This window comes from Cetobacterium sp. 2A, from assembly GCF_014250685.1.
In the GTDB taxonomy this organism is placed as follows: domain Bacteria; phylum Fusobacteriota; class Fusobacteriia; order Fusobacteriales; family Fusobacteriaceae; genus Cetobacterium.
Genome location: NZ_JACFAJ010000006.1, coordinates 1,178,302 through 1,194,196 on the forward strand (window position 1 = coordinate 1,178,302; position 15,895 = coordinate 1,194,196).

At 35.9% G+C, this 15,895-nt stretch carries 9 protein-coding genes, 2 tRNA genes and 3 rRNA genes; 11 read left to right on the plus strand and 3 right to left on the minus strand.

Features of this window, described 5'->3' with window-relative positions; all coding sequences use genetic code 11:
* Nucleotides 1-18: 18 nt before the first annotated feature.
* Nucleotides 19-1,359: an MATE family efflux transporter gene (locus tag H3N56_RS09540; protein WP_255492170.1), complete on the plus strand. Its 1,341-nt coding sequence runs from the start codon at nucleotides 19-21 to the stop codon at nucleotides 1,357-1,359.
* A 29-nt stretch (nucleotides 1,360-1,388) separates the two neighbouring features.
* Here H3N56_RS09540 and H3N56_RS09545 read toward each other — a convergent pair whose 3' ends face one another.
* From H3N56_RS09545 to rpe, 3 genes are read right to left on the minus strand one after another with little or no spacing between them, the layout of a single operon-like run.
* The gene (locus H3N56_RS09545; protein WP_185880958.1) at nucleotides 1,389-3,005 is read right to left on the minus strand and encodes an NFACT family protein; all 1,617 of its coding nucleotides are present in this window, start codon (nucleotides 3,003-3,005) and stop codon (nucleotides 1,389-1,391) included.
* Nucleotides 3,005-3,676 carry a MarR family winged helix-turn-helix transcriptional regulator gene (locus tag H3N56_RS09550; RefSeq protein WP_185880959.1) on the minus strand — a complete coding sequence of 224 codons (672 nt, stop codon included), beginning with the start codon at nucleotides 3,674-3,676 and terminating at the stop codon, nucleotides 3,005-3,007. Before H3N56_RS09550 ends, H3N56_RS09545 begins: the two co-directional genes overlap by 1 nt.
* Before the next feature lie 6 nt (nucleotides 3,677-3,682).
* Nucleotides 3,683-4,324 (minus strand): ribulose-phosphate 3-epimerase, encoded by a 642-nt coding sequence (rpe, locus tag H3N56_RS09555; protein ID WP_185880960.1) that lies wholly within the window; start codon nucleotides 4,322-4,324, stop codon nucleotides 3,683-3,685.
* Nucleotides 4,325-4,533: 209 nt separating this feature from the next.
* On the opposite strand from rpe, the gene H3N56_RS09560 reads away from it, so the two are divergent.
* The 10 genes from H3N56_RS09560 (at nucleotide 4,534) to H3N56_RS09605 (ending at nucleotide 15,892) form a co-directional block, all read left to right on the plus strand.
* Nucleotides 4,534-6,047: ribosomal RNA gene (locus H3N56_RS09560) — 16S ribosomal RNA — on the plus strand.
* Between the two features lie 46 nt (nucleotides 6,048-6,093).
* Nucleotides 6,094-6,170, plus strand: a tRNA-Ile gene (locus H3N56_RS09565).
* Between the two features lie 3 nt (nucleotides 6,171-6,173).
* A tRNA-Ala gene (locus tag H3N56_RS09570) sits at nucleotides 6,174-6,249 on the plus strand.
* Nucleotides 6,250-6,360: 111 nt separating this feature from the next.
* Nucleotides 6,361-9,274: ribosomal RNA gene (locus H3N56_RS09575) — 23S ribosomal RNA — on the plus strand.
* Between the two features lie 52 nt (nucleotides 9,275-9,326).
* Nucleotides 9,327-9,443 (plus strand): 5S ribosomal RNA (rrf, locus tag H3N56_RS09580).
* The 16S, 23S and 5S rRNA genes sit together here with 2 tRNA genes alongside, the layout of an rRNA operon.
* 131 nt (nucleotides 9,444-9,574) lie before the next feature.
* Nucleotides 9,575-12,166 carry an FAD-dependent oxidoreductase gene (locus tag H3N56_RS09585; RefSeq protein ID WP_221893454.1) on the plus strand — a complete coding sequence of 864 codons (2,592 nt, stop codon included), beginning with the start codon at nucleotides 9,575-9,577 and terminating at the stop codon, nucleotides 12,164-12,166.
* 21 nt (nucleotides 12,167-12,187) lie between these two features.
* Nucleotides 12,188-13,096: a sulfurtransferase gene (locus H3N56_RS09590; protein ID WP_185880961.1), complete on the plus strand. Its 909-nt coding sequence runs from the start codon at nucleotides 12,188-12,190 to the stop codon at nucleotides 13,094-13,096.
* Between the two features lie 20 nt (nucleotides 13,097-13,116).
* A complete protein-coding gene (locus H3N56_RS09595) occupies nucleotides 13,117-13,788 on the plus strand; it encodes a TVP38/TMEM64 family protein (protein ID WP_185880962.1) in 672 nt (223 codons plus the stop codon).
* 78 nt (nucleotides 13,789-13,866) lie between these two features.
* Nucleotides 13,867-15,027, plus strand: coding sequence for an ABC transporter substrate-binding protein (locus tag H3N56_RS09600; RefSeq protein ID WP_185880963.1), 1,161 nt, complete (start codon nucleotides 13,867-13,869; stop codon nucleotides 15,025-15,027).
* A complete protein-coding gene (locus H3N56_RS09605) occupies nucleotides 15,011-15,892 on the plus strand; it encodes an ABC transporter permease (RefSeq protein WP_255492171.1) in 882 nt (293 codons plus the stop codon). Before H3N56_RS09600 ends, H3N56_RS09605 begins: the two co-directional genes overlap by 17 nt.
* Nucleotides 15,893-15,895: the final 3 nt, after the last annotated feature.

Consider the following 15,895-nt stretch of genomic DNA (forward strand, 5'->3'; position numbering starts at 1 on the left):
ATATTTGGAGGGGAAATTTTGAATTTAAAAAGGTATTGGTTAGGTTATCGTGGTATTATAATGTCTATATTGACAATAGCACTTCCAACGATAGCGGATATGTTTGTCCAAACATTACTTGGATTTTTCGATATGGTAATGGTTGGACGACTTGGACCTGTTGCAATTAGTTCGGTTGGAATAGGTAATGCGCCTATAATGACAATAATGACAGTGTTTTTTGCCATAGGAACAGGTACGACGGCTATAGTTAGTAGGGCATATGGATCTAAAAATCAAGAAGAAGGTAAAGCTGCAATGAGTCAGAGTCTTTATCTAGGAATTCCTATCTCGGCTATAGTTACTATTTTATTTTTAGTCTTTGGAAAAGAGATATTGACAGTTATAGGAACGGCTCAGGATATGAGGACATCTATTGGGTACTATACAGCAGTTTCTATTGGACTTCCAATGCTATGTTTCAATATAATATTTGCTTATGGATATAGAGCAATCAGCCAGGCTAGAATACCTATGATGGCCAATGTTATAAGTGTTACAAGTAATATTGTATTAAATTATATATTTATATTTGTTTTGGATATGGGGATACTTGGAGCTGGAATAGCAACAACTTTAGCTAGAGGAATAGTTACATGTATATATATTTATTTAACTTTCTTTACTGATAAATATTGGATTTCAATAAAGTTTAAAACTTTAAAATATGAAAAAATTATGGCGGATAGAATTTTAAAAATTGGACTTCCATCAGCACTAGAACAATCTTTATTTAGAGTAGGAATGTTGATATTTGAAACTATGGTTATAAAATTAGGGACTTTGGAGTATGCAGCACATAAAATTGCTTTAACTGCAGAATCGTTTTCTTTTAACATAGGTTTTGGTTTTGCAGTTGCAGGAACAGCTCTGGTTGGACAAAAGATTGGAAATAAAGAGTTTAGAATGGCAAAGAAGATGGCTGATGTGAATACGTTCTTAGCAGTAGCTGTTATGAGTGTGTTTGGGCTATTATTCTTTATTATTCCTCATCTTATTATTTCAATGTTTACAAAAGATCCGCAAATATTCCCATTGGCTACTGGAGCTCTTAGGATAGTATCAATAGCACAACCGTTCTTAGCGGTTTCTATGGTATTAAGTGGTGTTTTAAGAGGAGCTGGAGATACGAAGGCTGTGTTGTGGATAACTTCTGCAGGAATGTATTTGATAAGAACTCCTCTAACATATATATTTTTATATGTATTTAATTTTGGTTTGATAGGGGCTTGGGTGGTAATGACAATTGACTTGGTATTTAGAAGTTATTGTAGCTATGTCAGATTTAAAAATGGAAAATGGAGATATATTCAAGTATAAAAAAGAGCGACTTTTATAAGTCGCTCTTTTTATTTTACTAAGGCAATTATTGAGTTTGAATTACTATATGTTACAAAACCTGGTTTTGCACCTTTTGGTTTATTTAAATATTTCTTTTTAGTGTAGTCGATTGTAACTTTATCTCCAGGTGTTGCTTTGGACATTTTAGCTGCTAACTCCGCTATTTTTAAAATTGTAGATTCATCTGGGAGAACGGATGATTTTAAAATAAGATGAGAACCAGGAATATCTTTCGCATGGAACCAATAATCTTCCCTTTCTGCTATTTTCATAGTTAAGTTATCATTTTCTAGATTATTTCTACCATAGAGAACCGTATATCCATCTATATTAGTGGTTTCATAAGATAATTCTTTTACAACTTTTTTCTTTTTGCTTATTTTTTTTGATTCCTTGAAGTATCCTTGAGATTGTAGTTCTTCTTCTATTAACTTTAAGTTATTTACATTTGAACTTTTAGTTATAAATAATTTTACACCGTTAAAATATTTCAAAGCTTCATTGAACTCTTCAAGTCTTTTTTTGCTAAATTCTAATCCTTTTTTCAATTTGTTGTATTTTTTATAGATTTTCTCCAGGTTTCTCTCGGGAGTTAAAAGAGGGTCTAAATCTATTTTACACATCTCATCTTTATAAAAGTCATATAATTCTATTGAATTCATACCTTTTTTTATTAGATAAAGAGAAGCTGCTAAAATATCTCCTATTTCTCTGTATCTGTCAAAATCTTTTCTATCTTCAATTTCGATAGTAAGATTTTTAATAGTTTTTTCTATTTTTTTAATTTCTCTATTGATAGTATTATTTAATTTATCATTTAATAGTTTAAAACTATTTGATAGATTTTTAATTTCTAGATAATAGTTAACCATTTCACTATAAGTAGGAAATGTCATTTCACTATCAAAAGAATTTGGTTGAATATCTAATACAGTTGCTAAAATTGGTTCGTTATTCTTTGTAAAAATTTTAGGTGTAATTTTTGAATTTAAAATCTCTTTAAATTTTTCATAAGATGATAAATTGCTAGAAAGTGTTTTACCTATTCCCTCAACATTTTGAAGAAGAGAATTTTCAGATTTATAAGTTTCAAATTCAGTTTTAGTAAGCTCGTTTGGATTTTTTTTCTTTTCCAGTACCGGGTGTATATACTCAGCTCCGGGGAATAAAAATCTCAATGCATTTTCTTCTATTGAAAATCTTTTTAAAAGTTCAACTATCTTATTTTGTGAATCAGTTAAAATTAGATTTGAATGTTTCCCCATAAATTCAACGTAAAGTTTATTAACTTTTAATTCCCCTAATTCATTTAATTTTGAGAATGTAAAAACAATAATACGATCATAACCTGTTTGTTCAACATGCATTAAAAGTGAACCAACTAAACATTTTTTCAGAGTTAAAGAAAAATTGGTTGTTTCTTCCATAAAATTGTCTTCTTTTTTATCAGAAAGATAACCTATTGAAAGATTAGGAGAACAAGAAAGAACTAAATTTAATTTTCCAAAGTTTATAGAAATTGCTAGTGAACTTGTTTGAATAATTTTACTAACTTTTTTTCCTGTGAGTTGCTCTTTAAACTCTTCAGTTATTTTATTAAGAGAGATACCATCTACATAAAACATTACTCGTCAACCTTTATAGCTATAATATTTTTTCCATCTAAAATATTTACTTCAAGTATAGAGCCGTCTGCTTTTTTTAGAGCAACTTTATCTTTGTGTTTAGAAGGAACAACCTCAACTACAAAATAAGTTGATATTCCATTGTTAGAAAAAAAGTCCTGTATAATTGGAGTTCCTTTAATCTCAACGATAGAGACTTTTGTATTTACTGGGAATTCTGTAACAGAAGCTGGTTTGAAAAATTCAGTTTTTTCTCTTAAATTTTTAAGAATTATTTCAAAAATACTTATAAACTTTTCTAAATCTTGTTCTGTTATATTCTCTGTAATTGTTGACATGATATTTTTATGATATGTATTATGATAGTTAAGCGCTTCTAAACCTTTTTTAGAAAGAGAAACATAAACTTTTCTTCTATCAGAATCTGAACGAACTCTATCTATAAAGCCTTTTTCTCTTAATTTTGTTATAGCAACAGTTGCAGTACCCATAGTTATTCCAAGTCTGTCAGCTAGTTCGTTCATATTAAGAGAGTCTTTATCTATTGCCTCGATTATATGTAATTCAGTATGAGTAAGACACTTTATACCTCTTTTTAATGCTAAATCTTCAGTTTCGTAAAAAAGTTTGTAGAAATTTTCTAAAACTTCATTTACTTTATTTATATCCAAAATGTATTACCTCCTTTTAAGAGAATCAATTCTCTCTTTATAATCACCAGAAAAAACATACGAACCCGCAACAAAAATATTTGCTCCAGCTTCAATGCATTCATCTATAGTTTCATTTGTAATTCCACCGTCAACCTGAATATCAATAGTAGAACTTAAGTTTCTAATTTCTTTTATTTTTTTTATTGAACTTTTAATAAACTTTTGCCCACCAAACCCTGGATTGACACTCATAACAAGAACCATATCTATATCATCAATAACGTATTTTATAGTATCTACCGGAGTTGCAGGATTTAAAGAAACTGCTGCTTTAATTCCGTGAGATTTTATTAATTGAATAGTTCTGTGTAAATGAGTTGTTGATTCAACATGAACAGTTATAAGGTCTGCTCCAGCTTTTACAAATTCATCAATATATCTTTCTGGAGAATTAATCATAAGATGAACATCAAAAGTTAAATTTGTTTTGTTTCTTATAGATTTTATAACAGGTGGTCCAAATGTTATATTAGGAACGAACATTCCATCCATAACATCTATATGTATATAATCTGCTCCAGCTTTATCAATTGCAATTACTTCATCTCCAAGTTTACTAAAATCAGCAGACAATATAGAGGGTGCAATGCATATATTTTTGAACAATGTAATCACTTCCTTATGAACTAAGATTTTAAATAATTATAGCATATATTTTTATTTTATGAAAAAAAATAATTGACGAAATAAAATAAATATGATACCATAATTTTGGTCAAAGGACATTAGCAACCGAATAGAGAAGATAGTCAAAAGTTATGCAATAACAACCATTAAATGGTGTACGTTAAGTCGTAAGACTTTAAAAATATATTTGAATGAAGAGTTTGATCCTGGCTCAGGATGAACGCTGACAGAATGCTTAACACATGCAAGTCGACTTGAAGTTCTTCGGAATGGAAAGTGGCGGACGGGTGAGTAACGCGTAAAGAATTTGCCTTTTAGTCTGGGACAACTGTTGGAAACGACAGCTAATACCGGATATTATGAGTTTCTCGCATGGGATTCTTATGAAAGCTATATGCGCTAGAAGAGAACTTTGCGTTCCATTAGCTAGTTGGTGGGGTAATGGCCCACCAAGGCGACGATGGATAGCCGGCCTGAGAGGGTGAACGGCCACAAGGGGACTGAGACACGGCCCTTACTCCTACGGGAGGCAGCAGTGGGGAATATTGGACAATGGGCCACAAGCCTGATCCAGCAATTCTGTGTGCACGATGAAGGTTTTAGGATCGTAAAGTGCTTTCAGTTGGGAAGAAAAAAATGACGGTACCAACAGAAGAAGCGACGGCTAAATACGTGCCAGCAGCCGCGGTAATACGTATGTCGCAAGCGTTATCCGGATTTATTGGGCGTAAAGCGCGTCTAGGCGGATTAGTAAGTCTGATGTTAAAATGCGGGGCTCAACTCCGTATTGCGTTGGAAACTGCTAGTCTAGAGTACTGGAGAGGTGGGCGGAACTACAAGTGTAGAGGTGAAATTCGTAGATATTTGTAGGAATGCCGATAGAGAAGTCAGCTCACTGGACAGATACTGACGCTGAAGCGCGAAAGCGTGGGGAGCAAACAGGATTAGATACCCTGGTAGTCCACGCCGTAAACGATGATCACTAGGTGTTGGGGGTCGAACCTCAGCGCCCAAGCTAACGCGATAAGTGATCCGCCTGGGGAGTACGTACGCAAGTATGAAACTCAAAGGAATTGACGGGGACCCGCACAAGCGGTGGAGCATGTGGTTTAATTCGACGCAACGCGAGGAACCTTACCAGCGTTTGACATCCCAAGAAGTTTCCAGAGATGGAGATGTGCCGGCTTGCCGGAACTTGGTGACAGGTGGTGCATGGCTGTCGTCAGCTCGTGTCGTGAGATGTTGGGTTAAGTCCCGCAACGAGCGCAACCCCTTTTGTATGTTGCTACCATTAAGTTGAGCACTCATGCGATACTGCCTGCGACGAGCAGGAGGAAGGTGGGGATGACGTCAAGTCATCATGCCCCTTATACGCTGGGCTACACACGTGCTACAATGGGCAGTACAGAGAGTCGCCAACCCGCGAGGGTGAGCTAATCTCTTAAAGCTGTTCTTAGTTCGGATTGTACTCTGCAACTCGAGTACATGAAGTTGGAATCGCTAGTAATCGCAAATCAGCTATGTTGCGGTGAATACGTTCTCGGGTCTTGTACACACCGCCCGTCACACCACGAGAGTTGGTTGCACCTGAAGTGGCAGGCCTAACCCGTAAGGGAGGGATGTTCCTAAGGTGTGATTAGCGATTGGGGTGAAGTCGTAACAAGGTATCCGTACGGGAACGTGCGGATGGATCACCTCCTTTCTAAGGAGACAACATCTTCTCTATTCGATTGATAGTGTTCTTCGATGCGTTTGTAGCTCAGGTGGTTAGAGCACACGCCTGATAAGCGTGAGGTCGGTGGTTCGAGTCCACTCAAACGCACCATACGGGGATATAGCTCAGTTGGGAGAGCAACGCACTTGCACTGCGTAGGTCAGCGGTTCGACTCCGCTTATCTCCACCATACATTATCATTTTGGACATTGGAAACTATATAGTAGATATTGAGAGAATAATTAACAAATAACTAACAATTCAAATAATCTTTGAGTAGTTAGTCTGTCAAATAAAAATAGGTTAAGATATTAAGGGCACATGAAGGATGCCTTGGTAGTAAGAGCCGATGAAGGACGTGGTAAGCTGCGATAAGCCTAGAGGAGTTGCAATCGAACATTGATTCTAGGATTTCCGAATGGAGAAATCTGCTAAGATGGAGTCTTAGCACGAAAGAGGGAACCGCGTGAACTGAAACATCTAAGTAACGCGAGGAAAAGAAAGTAAAAACGATCCCCTAAGTAGCGGCGAGCGAACGGGGGTGAGCCTAAACCATATACATGCCAAGGTTACAGCCGTTGTGTATATGGGGTAGCGGGATAGTCTCTAGAAAGTCTGTAAAGCTTTCAGCATTTTGAAACACCGAACTGGAAGAACTTGGAAAAGTTCGCCGTAGAGGGTGATAGCCCCGTACAGGTAACCTGTTTCAAATGCGTAACTAATCCCAAGTAGCACGGAACACGAGGAATTCTGTGTGAATCAGCGAGGACCATATCTCGTAAGGCTAAATACTCTTACTAACCGATAGCGCATAGTACCGTGAGGGAAAGGTGAAAAGAACCCCGGGAGGGGAGTGAAATAGAACCTGAAATCATGTGCTTACAAGCGGTCAGAGCCCTTCGGGGTGATGGCGTGCCTTTTGGAGAATGATCCTGCGAGTTACGTTCAGTGGCAAGGTTAAGTTTAACGGAGCCGAAGGGAAACCGAGTCTGAATAGGGCGATATAGTCGCTGGGCGTAGACGCGAAACCTGGTGATCTAAGCCTGTCCAGGGTGAAGCTGTGGTAAGACACAGTGGAGGCCCGAACTCACCGCCGTTGAAAAGTTGGGAGATGAGGTAGGTTTAGGGGTGAAAAGCCAATCGAACCAGGAGATAGCTCGTTCTCTCCGAAATGCATTTAGGTGCAGCCTTGAGTGTTCAATTATGGGGGTAGAGCACTGAATGATCTAGGGGGCATATTGCTTACCGAAATCAATCAAACTCCGAATACCATAATTTAAGAGCTCAGGAGTGAGACTATGGGAATTAACTTCCATGGTCAAAAGGGAAACAACCCAGACCACCAGCTAAGGTCCCTAATTATAACTAAGTGGGAAAGGAGGTGGAGATTCACAAACAACCAGGAGGTTGGCTTAGAAGCAGCCATACCTTTAAAGAGTGCGTAATAGCTCACTGGTCGAGAGTCTCTGCGCCGACAATGTAACGGGGCTAAGTTATAAACCGAAGCTGTGGAATTGCGTAAGCAATTGGTAGGAGAGCGTTCTGTAGGCCGTTGAAGGAGAAGCGTAAGCGACTCTGGAGGTATCAGAAGTGAGAATGCAGGAATAAGTAGCGAGAATGGGAGCGAGAATCTCCCACGCCGGAAGACCAAGGGTTCCAGGGTAAAGTTTGTCTTCCCTGGGTAAGCCGGGTCCTAAGCCGAGGCTATAATGCGTAGGCGAATGGAAAACAGATTAATATTTCTGTGCCACTGATATTGAGTGATGGAGGGACGCAGGAGGTTATGCATGCTGGCGAACGGAAGTGCCAGTGTAAGCGTGTAGGGTGGTCTCGTAGGAAAATCCGCGAGACTAGATCTGAGGCGTGATACGGAGTCGTAAGATGAAGGTGCAAATACCACACTGCCGAGAAAAGCTTCTAAGCGTTTAAAGATATTAGTGCCCGTACCCCAAACCGACACAGGTGGTCAGGATGAGAAATCTAAGGCGGACAGGCTAACTCTCGTTAAGGAACTCTGCAAAATTGCCCCGTAACTTCGGGAGAAGGGGTGCCTTTCATGGTCAGCGAACACGCGTCGCAAAGCTGTGAGAGGCCGCAGTGAAGAGTCTCAGGCGACTGTTTAACAAAAACACAGGTCTATGCTAAGCTGTAAGGCGATGTATATGGGCTGACACCTGCCCAGTGCCGGAAGGTTAAGAGGAGGAGTGAGAGCTCCGAATTGAAGCCCCGGTGAACGGCGGCCGTAACTATAACGGTCCTAAGGTAGCGAAATTCCTTGTCGGGTAAGTTCCGACCTGCACGAATGGTGTAACGATCTGAGAGCTGTCTTGACGGGAGGCCTGGTGAAATTGTATTATCGGTGAAGATACCGATTACCTGCAGTAGGACGGAAAGACCCCATGGAGCTTTACTGTAGCTTGGTATTGGGTTTTGGTGTCGTATGTATAGGATAGTTGGGAGACTATGATGCGTGGTCGCTAGATTACGCGGAGTCAACGGTGGAATACCAACCATACTACATCGAAATTCTAATCTGAGGTTTGTACCCTCGGAGACAGTGCTAGGTGGGCAGTTTGACTGGGGCGGTCGCCTCCGAAAGAGTAACGGAGGCGTTCAAAGGTTCCCTCAGGTTGGATGGAAATCAACCGGAGAGTGCAATGGCAGAAGGGAGCTTAACTGCGAGACTGACGGGTCGAGCAGGTGCGAAAGCAGGACATAGTGATCCGGCGATTCCGAATGGAAGGGTCGTCGCTCAACGGATAAAAGCTACCCTGGGGATAACAGGCTGATTCTACCCGAGAGTCCATATCGACGGTAGAGTTTGGCACCTCGATGTCGGCTCATCGCATCCTGGGGCTGGAGAAGGTCCCAAGGGTTGGGCTGTTCGCCCATTAAAGCGGTACGTGAGCTGGGTTCAGAACGTCGTGAGACAGTTCGGTCCCTATCCACTGTAGGCGTTAGAATATTGAGAAGATCTGTCCTTAGTACGAGAGGACCGGGATGGACAAACCTCTGATGTACCAGTTGTCACGCCAGTGGCACAGCTGGGTAGTCACGTTTGGAACAGATAACCGCTGAAAGCATCTAAGCGGGAAACTGACTTCAAGATAAGTATTCTTTAAGACACCTTCGAGACTAGGAGGTTGATAGGTTGGGGGTGTAAGAGTAGCGATACTTTTAGCTGACCAATACTAATATGTCGAAGTTTTAACCTAATAAATCTCAACTACTATATAGTTTCAAGTGTTCAAATACATTTGAATATTGATTGGCAACGATAGCTATGAGGGTACACCCAGTAACATTTCGAACCTGGAAGTTAAGCTCATAAACGCTGAAAGTACTTGGGGGGCAGCCCCCTGGGAGGATAAGTAGTTGCCAATCTTTTTTTATTTTTTGTATTATTTTGAAAATTAGCATTGACTTTACTTGGATATATGTGTAAAATGACAAATATACATATAGTGGTTTTAATCAAATCTTAATGTTTACATAGAGAACAAAAGGAGGAAAAATTGGGAGTTTTAAAGACTGAAGTTATTGAAAAGATGCAGGATTTAGTTGAAAATTGTATGGGTGATTCAAATGCTGCATGTAGTTCAACATGTCCAATGAATACAGATGTAAAAGAGTATGTTAAATTGATTGGAGAAGGAAAAGGCGAAGAGTCAATTAAAGTTGTAAGAGATAAATTATTTATCCCAGGTATCTTAGGAAGAATATGTGCTCATCCATGTGAGAAGGCATGTAGAAGAGGCGAAGAGGATAATCCGATATCTATAGCTTATTTAAAAAGATATGTAGCTGATAATTTTGATAATCCGGAAGATTGGGATTTATTGAAAGAGGAAGATAAGAATAAGAAAATAGCTATCATAGGTGCTGGACCAGCAGGAGCTCAAGGAGCTATAGATTTAGCAAAGAAAGGTTACTCTGTAACTATATTTGAAAAATTGCCAGTTGTTGGTGGAATGATGAGAGTTGGAATTCCAGAATACAGATTACCAAGAGAAGTAATAGAGAAAGAATATTCTATTTTAGAAAAGTTGGGAATTGAATTAAAATTAGGAATTGAAATTGGAAAAGATATCAGTTTTGAAACTTTAAAAAATGATTTTGATGCTATTTTAGTTGCTGTTGGTAGACAAGCAGGAAGAGTTGATAAATCTTTAGAAAATTCAGGAGCAGAGGGGATTTTTAATGCAGCTGAATATTTAAAGGAAATTTCATTAACTCAGAATTTTGAGAAATCTGGAAAAAGGGTTGTAGTTATTGGTGGTGGAGACGTTGCAATGGATTGTGCAAGATCTTCGAAGAGAGTTTCTGGTGTTGAATCTGTTGTATCAATTCCTTTAGAGCCATCATTTGAATCTATGCCATCGTCAAATCATGAAATATATGGTGCGGTAGAAGAGAAGGTAGATTTTAAATTAGGATACGGAATTGAAAGAATTTTAGTTGATGAAAATAATAGAGTAACAGGACTTGAAATAAAAAAATGTATATCTATTTTTGATGAAGCTGGAAACTTTAGTCCTAAGTTTGATATGGATCAAAAAGAAGTTGTGGAAGCGGATACAATTGTTTTTGCAATAGGTCAAGGAGTAGATAATTCTTTTGATTCAGAAAAAAAATTATTAACAAGAAGAAATGGAACTTTTGAAGCAGATAATTTATCAATGCAATCGGTTTCAGATGAAAAAATATTTGTGGCTGGAGATTGTGCATCATCGTTTATAGTTGTAGAAGCGATGGCAGAAGGAAGAAGAGCTGCAACTTCAATAGATAGATTCTTAAATGGGAAAGATTTATTAGAAGGAAGAAGTATTGAAAACGAGGGTGGGTATGCTACAAAATTACACCTTCCAGTAGAATATCTTCCAGAAGGTTGGGATGCAGCAGAAAAAGTTAAAAGAGTTATTCCAGCTAGTTTACCAGGTGAAACTAGAATAAAATCTTTTGCAGAAGTTGAGAAAGTATTTACAAAAGTAGAGGCTGAAAAAGAAGCAAATAGATGTTTACAATGTGAATGTAAACTTTGTATGAAAGAATGTATAATGCTAAATGATTATACAGATTGTCCTAAAACTTTATTCAAAGATTATTTAGAAAAAGGCTATGATCATATAGATGCAAAAATAGCATATTCTTGTAACATGTGTGATCAGTGTACTCTAAAATGTCCAAAAGAATTTAATATAAAGGGAAATTTTGCTGGAATGAGAAGCGAATATATAAAGGATAACCATGGAAAATCTCCTATGGCAGGTCATAAAGCGATAGAGGTTCACCAGTACCTAGGATATTCAAAATTATTTAATACCACTAATAAAGCTCCAAAAAATAAAAAAACAAAATATGTATTTTTCCCTGGATGTTCATTACCTTCATATAATCCAGAAGCTGTAGGGAACGTTTTAGAGCATTTACAAAACAAATTAAATGGAGAAGTTGGATCGCTTCTTAAATGTTGTGGAAAGCCTCCAAAAGCCTTAGGACAAGATGATTTATTTAAAGAGAGATTTAAATCAGTTCAAGATGAGCTAGATAAAGTGGAAGCAGAAGTAGTAATAGTAGCTTGTCAATCTTGTCATGGAATATTTAATGCATATTCTAAACAAAAGGTAGTATCACTATGGGAATTACTTCCAGAGATAGGACTTCCAGAATCTCAAATTGGAGTAGGAAAAGGTTCGGATGTAAAATTTAATATTCATGATTCTTGTTCTATAAGAAAAATGACTTCTATACATGATGGAATAAGATGGATTGTGAATGAGCTTGGTTATGAGGTAGAAGAGCTTGAAAATTCTAGAGAAAAAACAAGATGTTGTGGATTCGGTGGAATGATTGTCCCTGCTGTTCCAGAAGTAGCATCAAAGGTTATGCAAAGAAGAGCTGCTGAGACAACAACAGGCCATATGATAACATATTGTGCTGCATGTAGAGAATCTATGGAAAAAGGTGGAACAGACGCACAACATATATTAGATTTAGTATTTGGAGAAAAATATACAAAATCTAAATCAATGAAAAGAAATTCGGGTCCTGTTAAGCAATGGATGAATAGATATAAGTCAAAAATAGAATTAAATAAAAGAGGGTAACATAAAAGGGGAGGGTTTTTTATGAAAAAATTACTTGTAGTAGGAACATTTATCTTATCGGTTTTAGCATTTGGAAAAGATTATTCAAAGTATGCAACTCAAACACTTATTAGTCCAGAGGCAGCAAAAGAGTTTATAATGAATGATAAGAATGCAGTAGTAATTGATGTTAGACCAGAAGCAAAATTCCTTATTGGAAATGTTGAGAACTCTTACAATATGTGGAGACCAGATATGGAGCCAAAAGATAAAAGATATGGTGAAGTTACTGGAATGAGAGCTTCAAGAGAAGAGCTAGAAAAAGAGCTTAATCAAATGGGAGTAACTCCAGATACAACTTTAGTTCTTATTGGAGAAGGTCTTGATGAATTTAGACTTTGGTGGATATTAGATATGTACGGATATGATAAAGTTAAGGTAGTAGACGGTGGATACTCAGCTTTAAAATCAGCAGGGGCAAAAACTAGATTAGGAACAGAACCTAGTCCAAAACAGGGAAATTATAAATTCCCAAATAATCCAGACAAAGATACTCTTGCAACTTTAGAGAATGTAAAATCAGGAATTAATAATCCAAATGTTGTAATAATAGATACTAGAACAGATGGTGAATACTTAGGAAAAGAGCAGAAAAAAGGCGCTTTTGCAAAAGGAAGAATTCCAAGTTGTGTTCATGTTGAATGGACAAATGCTCTAGATGCAGATAAAAAGTTAAAGAGTTTTGATGATTTAAAAGCATTGTATGGAGAAATATCAAATAAGGAAATAATAGCTTATTGTCAATCTGGAGTTAGATCAGCTCATACAACATTTGTACTAAAAGAACTTTTAGGATATCCTGTAGTTAAAAATTATGATGGTTCTTGGATTGAATGGTCTTACGAAGCTTCAAATAACAGAGTTCCAGTAGAAGCTGGAGACGCGAAATAACCGAGAAGGAGATATAAAAAATGAATAAAAATGGAAATATCTTTAAAATACTTATAGCATTACTAGTTGTTGGAGCCTTAGGAGTGGTGTTGGTAAAATCAGGTGCTATTGAATATTTAAAAGATAGACAAAAACTTGAAACTTTAATACAAAGTTTAGGAGTTTGGGCTCCACTAGCCTATATAGTTTTGTATTCTTTAGTGACAATTACATGTTTATCTGTTTTACCAATAACTTTAGTGGGTGGAATTGTATTTGGTCCAATTATGGGAGTTGTATATACAGCTTTAGGTGCATCAGCAGGACTTTCATTGGCTTTCTTAATAGCTAGATATATAGCAAGAAAACCGATAGAATCAAAATTTGGAAATAGTGAAGCTTTCAAAAAAATAAATGCAGGTGTAAAAAATGAAGGATGGTTTATACTAGCAACAACAAGATTGTTACCAGTATTTCCTTTTGGAATTCAAAACTACGTATATGGACTTACTTCAATAAGCTTTATTCAATACGCTGTTTTATCGACAGTATTTATTTTACCAGGAACTTCTGTATTTGTTTTACTAGCAGGAGCAGTTGCATCTGGAGATACAGCCACAGCTATTAAAATGTCAATAACAGCATCATTAATTTTCTTTGCGTTGACATTAGTTACTAAGTTTATTGCAAAAAAATCAAAAAAAAATGTCTAGTAAAAATTAACAAAGACATTGTATAATTTAGAAAGGGGGAGATTTTAATCTCCCCTAATTTCATATGGGAGGATAGAAATGAAAAAAATACTACTACTTACTGGATCCTTAGCTTTATTACTGATGAGTTGTGGGGAGAAAGAAACTGAGAATACTAAAGTTAATATGCATATGTGGGGCGGATCTCAAGAAATTAATAAGTTTATGGATGAAATTATAGCTCCAGAATTAAAAAAACAAAATAATATTGATCTGAATAGAATCCCTGTTACTGACATAAAAGATACTGTAAATAAGCTTATAGTTGAAAAGAAGGCTGGGAAAAAGAATGGAACAGCTGATATACTTTGGGTAAATGGAGAAAACTTCAAACAATTAAAAGAAGCACAAGTTTTATCTGAAAATATAACAGAGAATCTTTCAAATATAGGAATGGTTAACAAATCAACTCTTGTGAAAGATTTTGGAGAACCTATAAACGGAATGGAAGTTCCTTGGGGAGAGGCTCAATTTAATTTTATATATAATACTAAAAATGGAGAAATACCATTCGATGATTATCAATCACTTTTTATATATATAAAAAATAATCCAGAGAAGTTTACATATCCAGCAGTTACTAATTTCACAGGAAGTGCTTTTGTTAGAAATATAGCAGTTGATATAATAGGAAGCGAAAATATAGAAAATATGACAAATCATCAATTAAAAGATGAGCTGAAGATTGTATGGAGTTATTTAAATGAAATAGAACCTTTTTTATGGAGAAAAGGAGAAACGTATCCTGAATCAGAGGGGAAATTGGATACACTATATAGCAATGGAGAAATTGATGTAACTATGGGCTATACAATCAATAAGGTAACTTCTAAAATAGAAGCGGGACAATATCCATCAACATCTAAAAGTTTTTTACTAAAAAATGGAACACTTTTTAATAATCATTATCTAGCTATTCCAAATAATTCGCAAAATAAAACTAAAGCTCTTGAAGTTGTAAATTATTTAATTTCTCCAGAAGCTCAACTTGCGAAGCAAGAGCCTAAAAATTGGGGAGATTTAACAATATTAGATATAGATAAGTTATCTTTTGAAATGCAACAAAAGTTTAGGGCTCTAGTTGAGTCAGATAAAATACCTACAATGGTAGAATTGAAAGAAAGTAGAGTAAGAGAGCTATCTCCTGATAAACTTACTATTATAAATGAAGGTTGGATTGAAAATGTTGGGAAAAAGTAGGAAACTAATATACTTATTTCCTTTTATAGTATATATGAGTATATTTTTTTTATATGGAATTTATTATGGAATAATGAATTCTTTTGGATTTAATAGAATTATAGGAGAATCGGGATTCACTCTAGAGTATTATTCTAGAGTGTTTGAAGATGAAAGTTTTGTAAGGTCCCTTTTATTTACAACAAAAATATCTGTTGTATCAGCTTCTATATCTTTGATTTTATCAGTTGGACTATTATTTTTAATATATATAAACATGAAAAATAAATATTTTAATTTTAAATTATTTCAAAAAATTGTGGAATCACCTCTTCTAATTCCGTATATAATAGCAGCATATGCAATTTTGATACTTTTTATGCAAAGTGGTATTTTAAGTAAATTTTTAATAAATTTAGGGGTTATAGAAAGTTATAAGGAATTTCCAATTCTAACAAATGATAAAACAGGAATAGGGATAATATTTACCTATGTATGGAAAACAATTCCATTTATAGTTATGATGACAACACCAATTATAGTAAAAATAAAAAATAGATGGGAACCTTTAGCTAGGGTCTACAATTTAAGAGATATAGATTTTTTTATAAGGATAATATTGCCATTAATATTTCCTACATTATTAGTGAGTTTTTTTATAATTCTGGCTTATTTTTTTACTGCGTTTGAAACACCTTATATTTTGGGAGTAACGTATCCAAAGTCAATTGCAGTGTATGTCTTTGAGTTATATTCTACTGGAAAATTAGAAGATAGAGGAATAATTATGTGCATAAATATATGCATAACAGTTATAAGTTTATCAGTGGGAGGAGTGGTTTATTATCTCACAAAATTATTTACAAAAGTTGATGAAAGAGGTTGACAA